Annotated in this window: 12 protein-coding genes; 9 read left to right on the forward strand and 3 right to left on the reverse strand. The window is 60.1% G+C overall.

The annotated features are described in order from the left end of the window. The first annotated feature begins 7 nt into the window (after window positions 1-7). From SPHINGO391_RS10420 to SPHINGO391_RS10450, 7 genes are all read left to right on the forward strand, one after another. On the forward strand, window positions 8-625 hold the full coding sequence (locus SPHINGO391_RS10420; RefSeq protein ID WP_152008769.1) for a DUF1326 domain-containing protein: 618 nt from the start codon (window positions 8-10) through the stop codon (window positions 623-625). 25 nt (window positions 626-650) lie between these two features. Further along, window positions 651-1,379, forward strand: coding sequence for a phosphatidylcholine synthase (pcsA, locus tag SPHINGO391_RS10425; RefSeq protein WP_152008770.1), 729 nt, complete (start codon window positions 651-653; stop codon window positions 1,377-1,379). Window positions 1,380-1,440: 61 nt separating this feature from the next. Then, window positions 1,441-2,415, forward strand: coding sequence for a quinone oxidoreductase (locus tag SPHINGO391_RS10430; protein WP_152008771.1), 975 nt, complete (start codon window positions 1,441-1,443; stop codon window positions 2,413-2,415). Window positions 2,416-2,747: 332 nt separating this feature from the next. After that, window positions 2,748-4,292 (forward strand): ABC transporter ATP-binding protein, encoded by a 1,545-nt coding sequence (locus SPHINGO391_RS10435; protein ID WP_244615395.1) that lies wholly within the window; start codon window positions 2,748-2,750, stop codon window positions 4,290-4,292. Beyond that, window positions 4,282-5,367: an ABC transporter permease gene (locus SPHINGO391_RS10440; RefSeq protein WP_152008772.1), complete on the forward strand. Its 1,086-nt coding sequence runs from the start codon at window positions 4,282-4,284 to the stop codon at window positions 5,365-5,367. Before SPHINGO391_RS10435 ends, SPHINGO391_RS10440 begins: the two co-directional genes overlap by 11 nt. Beyond that, the gene (locus SPHINGO391_RS10445) at window positions 5,367-6,287 is read left to right on the forward strand and encodes an ABC transporter permease (RefSeq protein WP_193217255.1); all 921 of its coding nucleotides are present in this window, start codon (window positions 5,367-5,369) and stop codon (window positions 6,285-6,287) included. The genes SPHINGO391_RS10440 and SPHINGO391_RS10445 overlap by 1 nt, the downstream gene beginning before the upstream one ends. A 51-nt stretch (window positions 6,288-6,338) precedes the next feature. Further along, window positions 6,339-7,418 carry a BMP family ABC transporter substrate-binding protein gene (locus SPHINGO391_RS10450; RefSeq protein WP_152008773.1) on the forward strand — a complete coding sequence of 360 codons (1,080 nt, stop codon included), beginning with the start codon at window positions 6,339-6,341 and terminating at the stop codon, window positions 7,416-7,418. A gap of 82 nt (window positions 7,419-7,500) precedes the next feature. Here the strand turns inward: SPHINGO391_RS10450 and SPHINGO391_RS10455 are convergent, their stop codons facing one another. Continuing rightward, on the reverse strand, window positions 7,501-8,637 hold the full coding sequence (locus SPHINGO391_RS10455; protein ID WP_152008774.1) for an acyltransferase: 1,137 nt from the start codon (window positions 8,635-8,637) through the stop codon (window positions 7,501-7,503). A 107-nt stretch (window positions 8,638-8,744) separates the two neighbouring features. Further along, on the reverse strand, window positions 8,745-10,133 hold the full coding sequence (locus tag SPHINGO391_RS10460; RefSeq protein ID WP_152008775.1) for an aspartate aminotransferase family protein: 1,389 nt from the start codon (window positions 10,131-10,133) through the stop codon (window positions 8,745-8,747). Window positions 10,134-10,396: 263 nt separating this feature from the next. Here SPHINGO391_RS10460 and SPHINGO391_RS10465 point away from each other — a divergent pair, with 263 nt between their 5' ends. Together SPHINGO391_RS10465 and hemA are read left to right on the forward strand one after the other, a co-directional pair. Further along, a complete protein-coding gene (locus SPHINGO391_RS10465; RefSeq protein WP_152008776.1) occupies window positions 10,397-11,773 on the forward strand; it encodes a glutamine synthetase family protein in 1,377 nt (458 codons plus the stop codon). 210 nt (window positions 11,774-11,983) lie between these two features. Next, window positions 11,984-13,201 (forward strand): 5-aminolevulinate synthase, encoded by a 1,218-nt coding sequence (gene hemA, locus SPHINGO391_RS10470; RefSeq protein ID WP_152008777.1) that lies wholly within the window; start codon window positions 11,984-11,986, stop codon window positions 13,199-13,201. A 121-nt stretch (window positions 13,202-13,322) separates the two neighbouring features. Here the strand turns inward: hemA and SPHINGO391_RS10475 are convergent, their stop codons facing one another. Continuing rightward, window positions 13,323-13,685, reverse strand: a complete 363-nt coding sequence (locus SPHINGO391_RS10475; RefSeq protein ID WP_152008778.1) for a metalloregulator ArsR/SmtB family transcription factor — start codon at window positions 13,683-13,685, stop codon at window positions 13,323-13,325. Between the last annotated feature and the right edge of the window lie 110 nt (window positions 13,686-13,795).

Below are 13,795 nucleotides of genomic sequence, written 5' to 3' on the forward strand. Positions count from 1 at the left end.
AGGTTTCATGGCTGATGTAGAGTGGGCTTTGAAGGGTGAACTGGTGCTTTCGTGCAATTGCACAGTTTTCTGCCCCTGCGTGATCTCGCTCGGCCAGCATCCGCCCACCGAGGGCTATTGTCAGACATGGGCGGGGTTCCGGGTTGATAACGGCTATTACGGCGACACCGATCTTTCCGGCCTCAATCTTGGCCTGATCATGGAGATCCCCGGCTACATGAGCCGCGGCAACTGGACCGCCGGGCTGTTTGTCGACAAGCGCGCCTCTATCTACGCCACCAAGGCCTTCACCAAGATTTTTACGGGCAAGGCTGGCGGAACAACTTCGCTGCTTTCCATCCTGGTCGGCAATTTCCTCGGTGTGCAGCAGGAGCCGATCAGCTATGAGGTCGAGGACAAGAAGCGAATCGTCAAGATTCCCAAAATCATCGACGGGATCGTTTCGCCGATACCGGGCAAGAACCACGGCGAGGATACGGTGATCAGCAATTCCGAATACTGGATTGCGCCGGAAATCATCGTGGCTAAATCCGAACGTTCCAAGATGCGCGCCTTTGGCCGCAACTGGAACTTTGCCGGCCGCTCGGCCGAAATCTGCGCCCTCGACTGGAGCGGCCCGAACTGAGACTGCGCTGGGAGGCGTTGGCGGCATGAAGCTTCCATTCAAATACCGCCGCGTTCCCTACGCGGAGATCAGGGCGTTTTCGGTTCATATCCTGACCGCCAGCGGCTCGTTCATGGCGTTCCTTGCTCTGGTGGCGGCTGCAGAAGAGCGGTTTGTCGATATGTGGTGGTGGCTTGCGGTCGCCATGCTGATTGACGGCATCGACGGGCCGATCGCGCGCAAGCTCAATGTCAAGGAAGTGCTGCCGAACTGGTCCGGCACCATGCTCGACAATGTCATCGATTACGTGACTTACGTCCTGATACCGGCTTTCGCACTCTACCAGAGCGGCATGATCGGCGAGCCGCTGTCCTTCGTCGCCGCCGGACTGATCGTGGTGTCGAGCGCGATCTATTACGCTGACATGGGCATGAAGACGGACGAAAACTTCTTCTCGGGCTTTCCGGTGGTCTGGAACATGCTGGTGTTCACCCTGTTTGTCACCAATCCTTCCGAGATCGTGGCTTTCCTGATCGTGTTGGCGGCAGTTTTCATGACCTTCCTGCCGATCAATTTTCTGCACCCGGTGCGGGTTGTACGCTTGCGGCCGGTCAATCTTACGGTTTTCGCAGTCTGGTCGGTGCTCTCGGGATACGCGCTGCTGTTGCACTTCCAGAGCCCGGACTGGCTGATGTGGGCGGTGATGCTGACCGGAGCCTATCTGTTTGTGATTGGCGGGATCATGCAGCTGTTTCCGGGGTTGGGGCGGCGCTGATCGCAGCCCGCATGAGAGATAACAATCGGCGCAAGCCGAGACCGTAAGAGAGGACACCCACATGAAGGCAATCGTTGTTTCCAAGCATGGCGGACCGGAAGTTCTGGAATGGCGTGATCACGAGGTCGGGAATCCTGGTCCGGGAGAGGTGCGGATCCGTCAGGAAGCGGTCGGCCTCAACTTCATCGATGTCTATTTTCGCACCGGGCTTTATCCCGCACCGCAGGGCTTGCCGCTGGTTCCGGGAAATGAAGGCGCCGGCGTCGTTACAGCCGTTGGCGAAGGTGTCAGCCTTTTCAAGGAGGGCGACCGGATTGCCTATGCAGGACCGATCGGTGCCTACGCGCAGGAGCGCGTGATCGAGGCGACGAAAATCGTCAAGGTTCCCAACGACATCGCGCTTGATGTGGCCGCCAGCATGATGCTCAAGGGAATGACAGCCGAGTACCTGCTTCGGCGTACCTATGACGTCAAGCCGGGCGACACGATCCTGTATCATGCGGCAGCCGGGGGCGTCGGCCTGATAGTCGGCCAATGGGCAAAGGCGCTTGGCGCGACCGTAATCGGAACCGTCGGGTCCAGCGAGAAGGCGGAACTGGCTTCGGCCAACGGCTACGATCACGTCATCAACTACCGAACCGAGGACTTCGTCGAGAGGGTCAGGGAGATCACCGGCGGCAAGGGTGCCGACGTGGTTTATGATTCCGTCGGCAAGGACACATTTCCCGGTTCGCTCGACTGCCTGAGGCCGCGCGGTCTGTGGGCCAGCTTCGGCCAGTCGTCGGGTCCGATCGAGCCGTTCAATATCGGTATTCTTTCGCAGAAGGGGTCGCTCTACGCCACCCGACCGACGCTGTTCACCTACATTGCGACGCGCCCGGAACTGGAAGCATCGGCCAACGCGCTGTTCGACGTGGTTTCGCGCGGCGTCGTCAAGATCGACATCAATCAACGCTACCCCTTGGCTGAAGCCGCCCAGGCGCACAGCGATCTGGAAGGACGCAAGACCACCGGTACGACGGTTCTGCTGCCATGACAGCGGCGGTGAACTCCAGCAATACGCGCTGAAACACTCTCAGGATAATCTTGAGAAAAGGCGGCGGCTGCTGCTTTTTTCGAAGGGTCTTGAAACGCGAGCGTTGAAATTGCTTGTAGTTTTCAAACGAGCCCCACTTGTGCGACGCAAAAATATTGCGTTTGGTGGGATCTGCGACGATGGCCTGGTCGGAATTCGCTCACTTGAATTTCCCGACCACATGGTGAAGCTTGTTTCTTGTGCTTGCGGAGATAATGCCTCAAAACTGAGCGATTCCGCAGGTGATGAAGTCAGGGGGTGACGTGATCAACGAGCAAACCGAAGCGCCGCTTCTGGAAACAAGAGGGCTGACCAAGATTTTTGGAAGCCTCCGGGCTTGTGACGAAATCGATCTCTCTATTGCTCCGGGCGAAATCCATGCATTGCTGGGGGAAAACGGCGCGGGCAAATCAACGCTGGTAAAAATGTTGTTCGGCGTGCTTGATCCCAGTGCCGGCGGCATTCTCTGGAAAGGCAACCCGGTGACAATCGGCAGCCCGGGAGAGGCCCGCGCGACGGGTATCGGCATGGTTTTCCAGCATTTCTCGTTGTTCGAGGCGCTGACTGTCGCTGAGAACATCGCGCTTGCGCTTGACGGCAACGTTCCGATTGACCGGATCTCCGAAGAGGCAAGGCGGCTTTCACTCGAATACGGCCTGCCGCTGGATCCGTCCGCGCATGTCGCCGACCTGTCGGTCGGGGAACGCCAGAGGATCGAGATTGTCCGTTCTTTGTTGCAAAACCCGGAGCTGATCATCCTTGATGAGCCGACTTCGGTGCTGACGCCGCAGGAGGCCGACAAGCTGTTTGAAACGCTTGCCAAGCTGAAAGCGGAAGGGCGTTCGGTTCTCTACATTTCCCACCGCCTTGAGGAGGTTCAGCGGATCTGCGACCGGGCCACCGTCCTGCGTCATGGCAAGGTCACCGGGGCATGCGATCCGAGACAGGAAACGCCGTCGTCGCTTGCCCGGATGATGGTGGGCGGCGAGGTGGCCGAAATCTCCGGCGCCGGCCTGGGTGAACCGGGCGAGACGCTGATCGAGGTCCGCAATCTGAGTGCCCCGTCACGCTCGCCGTTTGCGGTGGCGCTCAGGGATATCGATCTTTCGGTAAAGGCCGGCGAAATCGTCGCGATCGCCGGTGTCGCAGGCAATGGCCAGAGCGAACTGTTCGACGTTCTCTCGGGCGAAGAGAAGGTTGGCGACGCCGACGCAATCCGGATCCGTGGCAAGTCGGCGGGCCGGATGGGGATCACCGAGCGGCGGCTGCTCGGCTGTGGCTTCGTGCCGGAGGAACGGCATGGCCACGCGGCCGTCACCGAAATGCCGCTGACCGCCAATCTGGTACTGTCACGCCATACATCCGACAGCGCGACATTTCTCTCCGGCGGACCACTGGGGCTGATAAACACCGGTGCCGTGGCAAAGGCCGCCAAACGCATCTGCGAGGCCATGGATGTACGCAAATCCGGTGAAGACCCGGCAGCAGGGTCTTTGTCGGGCGGCAATCTGCAGAAATTCATTGTCGGGCGCGAACTTGACCGGCAGCCGGTAGTGCTGGTGGTCAACCAACCGACCTGGGGCGTTGACGCAGGTGCCGCGAGCCGCATTCGCCAGGCTCTGATCGACCTCGCCAAGAGCGGTTCCGCCGTGGTTGTCATCAGCCAGGACCTTGATGAAGTGTTTGAAATTGCAAGCCGCATCGCGGTCATCAATGAGGGCCGGCTTTCCTCTCCCGAGCCCGCGTCGACCATGACGCGAGAGCGGATCGGCCTGTTGATGGGCGGTTTCCACGATGGAACCGGCCAGGCTCACGCGGAGGCCGTCCATGCGCATTGAGCTGAAAAAACGTGAAAACATGTCGGCGCTGTTTTCGGTGCTGTCGCCGTTCATTGCACTGGGGCTGACCCTGATTGCGGGCGTGATCCTCTTCGTCTCGCTTGGAAAGGATCCGGTCTCTGCGCTCTACAGCTTCTTCATCGAGCCGCTGACCGAGGTCTGGTCACTGCATGAACTGGCTATCAAGGCGGCGCCGCTGATCCTGATCGCTGTCGGCCTGTCGGTCTGTTACCGTTCCAACAACTGGAACATCGGTGCGGAAGGCCAGTTCATCATCGGGGCGATGGCAGGATCGGTTTTGCCGGTGGTGTTCCATGGTTGGGAGTCAACGCTGATGCTGCCGCTGATGCTTATCTGCGCAATGATCGGGGGAGCCGCCTATGCGGCGATTCCGGCCTTCCTGAAAGCACGGCTCAACACCAACGAAATCCTGACCAGCCTGATGCTGGTCTATGTCGCGCAACTGCTGCTCGACTGGACGGTCCGCGGCCCGTGGCGCAATCCGGAAGGCTTCAATTTTCCCGAAACCCGCAATTTTGCCGATAACGCGATCTTGCCGAGGATCATCGAGACCGGAAAGACCCATTGGGGCTTCGGTTTCGCGCTGATTGCGGCGCTGGTGCTCTGGTTCATCATGCGCCGGACGCTCAAGGGGTTCGAGATCAGCGTGCTCGGCCAGTCGGCGCGGGCAGGGCGGTTTGCCGGCTTCTCCGACAAGAAGATGGTCTATTTCGCCTTTCTGATCTCCGGTGCTCTTGCAGGCCTCGCCGGCATATCGGAAGTGTCGGGCGCCATCGGCCAGCTCCGCCCGGTGATTTCGCCGGGCTACGGTTTCACGGCCATTATCGTGGCCTTCCTCGGGCGGCTCAATCCTCTGGGGATCGTTGCGGCAGGGCTTATTCTGGCGCTGACCTATCTTGGCGGCGAGGCGGCGCAGATCTCGATCGGCATCACCGACAAGGTCACCCGGCTGTTCCAGGGCTTGCTTTTGTTCTTCGTGCTGGGATGCGACACGTTGATCCATTACCGCATCCGGCTGGTCTTCGGCTCAGCACAGAAGGGGAGTGCCGCCTGATGGATATGACCCAGGCAATCATCCTGACGATCATGACCGCCGCCACGCCGCTGCTGCTGGCGGCCATTGGCGAACTGGTCGTCGAGCGTTCCGGCGTTCTCAATCTGGGTGTCGAGGGCATGATGATCATGGGCGCGGTCGCGGCCTTCGCCATCGCGCAACTGACGGGGTCGGCCGGGCTCGGCGCCCTTGGCGGACTGGTCGCGGGCATGCTGTTCTCGCTGCTGTTCGGGTTCCTGACACTGACACTGGTGGCAAACCAGGTGGCGACCGGCCTGGCGCTGACCATCCTCGGGCTCGGTCTGTCGGGCATGATCGGGGAAGCCTTCATCGGACTTCCCGGCCTGAAGCTGGCGGCAATCGAGATCCCGCTTCTCTCCGACATACCGTTCTTCGGACGCTTGCTGTTTTCCCAGGACCCGATCTTCTACACCTCGATCATCGCGGTGATCGGCGTGAACTGGTTCCTGTTCAGGAGCCGTGCGGGGCTAAGGCTCAGAGCCATCGGTGACAGCCATACCTCGGCACATGCGCTGGGGGTCAAGGTCGTGCGTACGCGCTATCTGGCGGTCATGTTCGGTGGCGCCTGCGCGGGACTTGCGGGGGCTCACCTGTCCATCGTCTACACGCCGCAATGGGTGGAGAACATGACTGCCGGGCGCGGTTGGATCGCGCTGGCGCTGGTGGTGTTCGCCTCCTGGCGGCCAACCCGGGTGCTCGCCGGTGCCTATCTGTTCGGAGCGGTCTCGATCGGGCAATTGCACGCACAGGCGCTGGGTCTGGGAATTCCTTCACAATTTCTCTCGGCTCTTCCCTACCTCGCCACGATTGCGGTACTGGTGATCATATCGCTGAATCGCAGGATGACGCTCATCAACACGCCGGCTTCGCTCGGCAAATCCTTTGTGCCGGAAAGGTAGGCAAAATACCCCCGGCATGATGTCAACAACCAACCAGACAGGGTGAACCCAATGAAAAAAACACTTCTTCTCCTTGCCGCGGCCACTGCGCTCGCCGGCATCTCAGCTCCAGCAAGCGCCGCGGGCATGGACAAGGTCAAGGCCTGTTTCATCTATGTCGGCCCGGTGGGTGACTTCGGCTGGTCCTATCAGCACGATCAGGGCCGTCTATATGCGGAAGAAAAACTCGGCGACAAGCTTGAAACCGCCTATCTGGAAAGCGTGCCGGAAGGCGCGGATTCCGAGCGCGCCATCGAGCGTTTCGCCCGTTCCGGCTGTAACATCATATTCACAACTTCGTTCGGCTACATGGATCCGACCAACAAGGTTGCCAAGGATTTTCCGGATGTGAAGTTCGAGCACGCAACAGGTTACAAGACCGACCATCCCAACGTTGCGACTTATGACTCGAAGTTCTTCCAGGGACGCTATGTGATCGGTCAGATCGCCGCCAAGGTGTCGGAAGCCGGAATGGCCGGCTACATCGCCTCGTTCCCGATCCCGGAAGTTGTCCAGGGCATCAACTCGTTCATGCTGGGCGCGCAGTCGATCAATCCGGACTTCAAGCTCAAGGTCGTTTGGGTCAACACCTGGTTTGATCCGGGCAAGGAAGCCGATGCGGCCAAGGCGCTGCTCGACCAGGGTGTCGACATCCTGACCCAGCACACCGATTCCACAGCACCGATGCAGGTTGCCGCCGAGCGCGGTGCACATGCCTTCGGCCAGGCATCAGACATGATCGCCTTCGGTCCGGAAACACAGCTTACCTCCATCATCGATGACTGGGGCCCGTATTATGTCGAACGCATCAGCGCGGTTCTCGACGGCACCTGGGAACAGTCGCGGACCTGGGCCGGCATGGCCGAGGGCCACGTCGTGATGGCGCCCTACACCAACATGCCTGACGATGTTAAGGCGATGGCGGAAGAAACCCAGGCGAAAATCACCTCGGGCGAATTCCACCCGTTCACCGGCCCGATCATGAAGCAGGACGGTTCGGAATGGCTGGCTGATGGTGTTGTTGCCGAAGACGGCGAACTCGCCGGCCTGAACTTCTACGTCAAGGGCATCGACGACCAGCTGCCGCAGTAATCTCGCTTCTGCGGACTTATGACAATTGGTGGGGGCGGCTACATTGGCCGCCCCTTCTTGTTATTCCCCGCGTCTGATCGCCCTATTCGGCTGGCGCGGGGTATGGCGTCGTGGTGGGGTATGGTGTCGTGGTCCGGGGCAAGAACCGGCCAACGGGCGCGAACAGCGCGCGAATGATTGCCCGGCCCACAGGCTCGATGCGGGCGAAAATCCACCAGCTGACAGCCAGCGACAAGGTCAGCGCCAGTGCAAAGGCACCCCATTTTCCGATGGTCGGCTCCACGGTGCTCATCAGGATGTAACCGGCGTTCTGGTGGACCAGGTAGAAAGGATAGCTGAGGCCGCCGAGCACCAGGATCCAGGACCCAGCCCTGACATGGCGGCCAAGGGCAGCGGCCGACAAAAATGCTGCAACTATGCCCGCATTTGCTAGGGCCACCACGGCCGCACTCGAGGCTTCGCCGAGGCGGAAGACGACGTCGAGCCGTTGCACTTCGGCTGCGTGGAAGGTCATGATCAGCGCTACTCCGGCAATCAGCAGACGCAAAGCGCCGGCGCCCTGCGACGAAATCCGCCAGGTCATGACTCCGAGCGCGAAATAGCTTCCATATTCGGTGAGAAACAACAGTTCGACCGGACGTGACCCCAGCATCGTGTTGTTGACCATCACCAGCAGCATCCAGACTGCCACAGCAGTATCGGTGTGGCGCGGTAACACCCGGGTGAACAGGCCGATTGCCACCCAGCCATAGAAGATGATCTCGATGACGATGGACCAGTAGGCACCATCCATGAAGTCGGATCCGAACATCGGCGCGAGCATGGTGAGGTTTGCCAGCCACTCAAACACGTCGGTGCTGTAGGGCGGTTGTGCGCACCAAAGCATCGCCAGAAAGGTGATGGTCATGGCCACCACGTGGGCCGGATAGAGCCGGGCCACCCGCCCCACCGAAAATCCATACCAGTCGCGGCCGGTGGCCGACCAGATGATGACGAAACCCGAAATCATGAAGAAGAGATTGACGCCCAGATAGCCCAGTGAAACCGAGACGCCAGCGGCAGCAAAGGAAAACTCCAGATAACCGCCTTCCTGAGCTCCGCGGTAGAGGAAATGGTAGACAGCAACCGTCATCGCCGCCGCAAAGCGAAGCAGGTCGAGCAAACCGTTCCGGTTGGCGTCGCTTACACCGGACCGCCCGGATGTTTGACTGCCACGCATGGTGATCTCTCCTGTTAGGATGCGGTCATTCTAGCGCAAACGGAAACGCCGGGTCTGACAACCCGGCGTTAAGCTTAAGCGTAAAGGTTAAGCGGCCTGGCGGCGGTTCAGGCGAGCCCCTGCTTGCGCACGTCATTCCAGGCGGCATCCAGTGTTTTCCTGGCTGAAGCAATCAGGACTTCGATTTCTTCCTCGGTGATGCTCAGCGGTGGTGAGATGATCAGCGAGTCACGCACCGCGCGCATCACCAGACCATTGGCAAAGGAATGATCGCGGGTGATTGTGCCGACCTTGCCGACATTGTCGAAGCGCTTCTTCAGGTCGTTTTCATCGGGTACGAGTTCCAGCGCACCGAACATGCCGACCATGCGGGCCTGGCCGACCATGGGGTGGTCCTCCAACGCTTTCCAGCGCTCCTGGAAATAGGGTCCGATCTGGTCGCGGACGCGATCGACCAGTCCCTCGCGCTTGATGATGGTGAGATTTGCTATGGCCGCGGCGCAACAGGCCGGATGACCCGAATAGGTGTAGCCATGGAAGAACTCGACGCCCTCGTTGTGCAGGACTTCGGCGATCTCGTCGGAGACCAGAACGCCGCCCATCGGCAGGTAGCCGGAGGTGAGCCCCTTGGCGATCGCCATGAGATCCGGTTTCATGTCGTAGTAGCCGGAACCGAACCACTCGCCGGTGCGGCCGAAGCCGCAGATGACTTCGTCGGAAACGAACAGGATATCGCGGGCTTCGAGGATCCGCTTGACCTCGGGCCAATAGGTGGCTGGCGGCACGATCACGCCGCCGGCGCCCTGGATCGGCTCGGCGATGAAGGCGGCGACATTTTCTTCGCCGATTTCCTCGATGGCGCGCTCGAGTTCTCGTGCGGCCCAGAGGCCGAATTCGTCCTCGCTCATGCCGGTCATCATGCCTTCGCCGAACCAGTAAGGTTGGTCGATGTGGTGAATGTCGGGGATCGGCAGGCCGCCCTGGCTGTGCATGGCGCCCATGCCGCCGAGCGAAGCACCGGCCATGGTCGAGCCGTGATAGGCGTTCTTGCGGCTGATCACCACCTTCTTGCCCGGCTGTCCCTTCAGCGCCCAATAGCTGCGCACCAGGCGGAGGATCGTGTCGTTGGCTTCGGAGCCGGAACCGGCATAAAAGACCATGTTGATGTGTTCCGGCGCCAGATCGCTGAGCATCTGCGACAGTTCGATCACTGGCGGATGCGTGGTCTTGAAGAACGTATTGTAATAGGACAGCTCGCTCATCTGCGCGCGGACGGCTTCGACGATTTCCTGCCGGCCGTGACCGACATTGACGCACCACAGCCCGGCCATGCCGTCCATGATGCGGTTTCCGTCCGTATCCCAAAGCCAGACACCGTCGGCACGGGAGATGACCCGCCGCTCATCGATTCCCAAGGCGCCATGCTCGGTAAATGGATGAAGGTGGTGCTTGTGGTCGGAAACCTTGAGATCGTGAGAAGACACGTTGACGCGCATTATATCTGTTCCTGATTGTTTTCAGAGAGGCCGCGATGAAATCGGTTTGACCTTTAACCGAGTGTGTGCACAATTTTTCAGCGCGGACAAGCGCCGCGGCTTTCTCCTGCCGCCCGCCGCACTCAAATGTTGTCACTCACGCGATAATGTATATGCATGGGTTCAAAGCGGCACTGCAGTCTAACCTATCCCGGCAAACAGTACCGGTTCGTGGCGCGGCAACTGAAAGTCCTGAAGGGGCCCTGAAGGGGCAAGGTGATACTATGCGCGAGAGCGCCAGCACGGAAATGCAAAACGCAGACCTTCCCACAAACGAAGAAGCCGAACGGTTCCTGGCCGACAATCCTGATATCGAATCGGTCGATTTTCTGATTCCCGATATCAATGGCGTGATGCGCGGCAAATGGGGCCCGACCGAAGCGCTCGCCAAGGCCGGTTATCCGGGCATCAACATGCCGTTGTCGATCTTCGGCCTGGATATCTGGGGCCGGGAGGTCGAGGCGACCGGGATCCATATCGAGACCGGCGACATCGACGGCTACTGCCGGGCCATTCCCGGACGCATCAACCGGGCGCCATGGGCGCCGCGCCCCTCGGCGCAGGTGCTGATGTCGATGTACACGGAATCCGGCGAACCCTGCGCCTATGATCCGCGCAATGTGCTGCAACGCATCGTCGACCGATATGCCGCGAAGGGCCTCAAGCCTGTGACCGCGTTCGAGCTCGAGTTCTACCTGGTGGATCCTGCCGTGTTCCAGCGATCGGGCCGGATGGGCAAGGACAAGGGGCCGGGGCCGGACCAGCAGCAGATGTATTCGCTGTCCGAGCTGCGCGGCCAGAGCGAACTGTTTGCCGAGATCCGCGCTGCAGCCGTCGCCCAGGGGCTGCCGATCGATACCATCATCAAGGAAGCGGCACCGGGACAGTTCGAGGTCAATCTCAAGCACCGCGCCGATGCGATGGCTGCTGCCGACGATACCGTGCTGCTGCGGCGGCTGATCACCGAATCGGCTCACAAGCACGGGCTTCGCGCCACGTTCATGGCGAAACCCTTCCTCGAGTGGCCCGGCAACGGCATGCATGTCCACGCCAGTGTCCTTGATGGGGACGGAAACAACGTTTTTGCCGGCGAGGCTGGAGACTTGCGACTTCAGCATGCAGCCGCGGGCCTGCTGGCAACGCTTAAGGATACGCTGCTGCTCTACATCCCGGGCTTCAACGGCTATCGGCGGCTGCAGCCAGGCTCCTATGCACCGACGCGGATTGCCTGGGGGCGCAACAACCGCTCGGTGGTGGTCCGTGTACCGGCGTCCGATGACAAGGCGCGGCGTCTCGAACACCGGATGTCGGGCGCCGATGCCAATCCCTATTTCGTTCTGGCCGGTGTGTTGGGCGGGATGCTCGAGGGGCTGGAGACCGCCAAGCTGCCGCCGCCGCCGGTGGAGGGCAATGCCTACAACGTGCCGCTGCCGCAACTTTCCGATGACATGGACGACGCGATCGAGGACTTTGAACGGTCCGATTTCATCCGGCGTCTGTTTGGTCCGGAACTGCGCAAGATCTTTGCCGAGATCAAGCGCGAGGAGCTCGTCGCATTCGACAATGAAATCACGCCTCTGGAACGCTCGACCTACCTTTGAGAAGAGGCCGACCTATATTGGGAGACGTGGTTTTCGGCCCGTAAACGAAGGGATGCGAACGGCGGAAAACTTCTTCTGGCGATTTGACATAGGACAAAGCTCGGTCGGTCTCGCCTGTGCGACCATATGACTGCCGTCGAAAATTCGATTTCCGGGTTGACGAAACTGGCATTGTCTCGCATCTTGGAAGTGACACATAGGAAGAATACCATGGATTTTGAAGCGTTCTTCGAGGACAAGCTCGGTGGCCTGCACAAGGCCGGCAACTACCGGGTTTTTGCCGATATCGAGCGTCACGCTGGCGGCTTTCCGCGCGCGACCCGCTATCGTGCCGATGGCTCCACGCAGGACGTGACAGTCTGGTGCTCCAACGACTATCTGGGCATGGGGCAGAATCCATTGGTCACGAATGCAATGAAGGAAGCCATCGACCGCTGCGGAGCGGGCGCTGGCGGAACGCGCAACATCTCCGGTACGAATCACTACCATGTGCTTCTCGAAGAGGAACTTGCGGATCTTCATGGCAAGGAAGACGCGCTGATTTTCACATCCGGCTACGTCTCCAACTGGGCGGCACTGGGAACCCTGGCGGGCAAGATTCCGGGCCTGATCGTCTATTCCGACGCGCTCAACCACGCCTCCATGATCGAGGGCATTCGCCATTCGCGCTGCGAGAAGCGGGTCTTCAAGCACAATGATCCCGAAGACCTGCGCCGTCTGATGGCACTGGATGATCCGGCCGCACCGAAAATGGTCGCCTTCGAAAGCGTCTACTCGATGGATGGTGACGTCGCGCCGATAGCGGCGCTGTGTGACGTGGCAGACGAGTTCGGTGCCATGACCTATCTCGACGAGGTTCACGCCGTGGGCATGTATGGACCGCGCGGCGGCGGCATTGCCGAGCGCGAAGGCCTGATGGACCGCCTTACCGTGATCGAGGGTACGCTTGGCAAGGCATTCGGCGTGATGGGTGGATACATCACCGGATCGCGCGCGCTCTGTGATTTCGTTCGCAGCTTTGCTTCCGGTTTCATTTTCACCACGGCGTTGCCGCCGGCACTCGCCGCGGGCGCTGCGGCATCAATCCGTCATCTCAAGGCAAGTCAGTTGGAACGCCGCCGCCATCAGGACACGGTGGCAAAGGTGCGCCGGGCGCTCGACTCGCATGGTATTCCACACATGGAAAATCCGAGCCACATCGTGCCGGTGATGGTTGGCAACGCCTCGAAGTGCAAGTGGATTTCGGACGTGCTGATGGAAAGCCACGGCATCTACGTGCAGCCGATCAATTACCCGACGGTGCCGGTCAAGACCGAGCGCCTGCGGATCACGCCGACACCGATGCACAGCGATGCCGACATCAAGCATCTGGCCGGCGCTCTGAGCGAATTGTGGTCACAATGCGCACTGGCGCGGGCGGTCGCCTGACGGATACGTGCAAATCACGTTTTCAAGCAAAAGCCCGGACAGTGGTGAACTGACCGGGCTTTTTCACATGTAGGCGCAGGAAACGGTAATCGTGGCGCCTGCTCGATCGGGTATCGCGCGATCAGTCGGTGGGCTGCTCTGCCTCGTTGCGCACAGGGGCGCAAAACAGCGAATAGAGCGTGCCGATGACCGATGAGACCTCGTGATTGAGGATCGAGTAGTAGATCATCCGGCCTTCGCGCCTTGTATCGACGAGACCATCGAGGCGCAGGCGCGCCAATTGCTGCGAGACTGCAGCCTGGGGCATGGCCAGGATTTCCTCGAGCTCGGAGACGGACTTCTCGCCCTCGGAGAGAATGCACAGGATCATAAGCCGCGTTTCATGGCTGAGTGACTTCAACAGGTCACTGGCCTTGCGCGCCTGAACAAGCAGGAGATTCATTTCCTCCTGATTCATGTCTGTCTTGATTTGAGGCAGTGTCATTTTGGTGCGTGCTCGATGGATCTTGTTTATTATATAGCGATAATGCGATCTGGAAAAGGGCGGCTGTAAGACAAAGACGTGCCTGCAACCGCTGGGAAGACCGAACACAA

Origin of the sequence: Hoeflea sp. EC-HK425, from assembly GCF_902498795.1 — a bacterium.
Classification (GTDB): domain Bacteria; phylum Pseudomonadota; class Alphaproteobacteria; order Rhizobiales; family Rhizobiaceae; genus Hoeflea; species Hoeflea alexandrii.

Bases quoted from the DNA above. Each gene is read 5' to 3' on its own strand.
- SPHINGO391_RS10420 (WP_152008769.1), top strand. From the start codon at position 8: ATGGCTGATGTAGAGTGGGCTTTGAAGGGTGAACTGGTGCTTTCGTGC.
- pcsA (WP_152008770.1), top strand. From the start codon at position 651: ATGAAGCTTCCATTCAAATACCGCCGCGTTCCCTACGCGGAGATCAGG.
- SPHINGO391_RS10430 (WP_152008771.1), top strand. From the start codon at position 1,441: ATGAAGGCAATCGTTGTTTCCAAGCATGGCGGACCGGAAGTTCTGGAA.
- SPHINGO391_RS10440 (WP_152008772.1), top strand. From the start codon at position 4,282: ATGCGCATTGAGCTGAAAAAACGTGAAAACATGTCGGCGCTGTTTTCG.
- SPHINGO391_RS10445 (WP_193217255.1), top strand. From the start codon at position 5,367: ATGGATATGACCCAGGCAATCATCCTGACGATCATGACCGCCGCCACG.
- SPHINGO391_RS10450 (WP_152008773.1), top strand. From the start codon at position 6,339: ATGAAAAAAACACTTCTTCTCCTTGCCGCGGCCACTGCGCTCGCCGGC.
- SPHINGO391_RS10455 (WP_152008774.1), bottom strand. From the start codon at position 8,637: ATGCGTGGCAGTCAAACATCCGGGCGGTCCGGTGTAAGCGACGCCAAC.
- SPHINGO391_RS10460 (WP_152008775.1), bottom strand. From the start codon at position 10,133: ATGCGCGTCAACGTGTCTTCTCACGATCTCAAGGTTTCCGACCACAAG.
- SPHINGO391_RS10465 (WP_152008776.1), top strand. From the start codon at position 10,397: ATGCGCGAGAGCGCCAGCACGGAAATGCAAAACGCAGACCTTCCCACA.
- hemA (WP_152008777.1), top strand. From the start codon at position 11,984: ATGGATTTTGAAGCGTTCTTCGAGGACAAGCTCGGTGGCCTGCACAAG.
- SPHINGO391_RS10475 (WP_152008778.1), bottom strand. From the start codon at position 13,685: ATGACACTGCCTCAAATCAAGACAGACATGAATCAGGAGGAAATGAAT.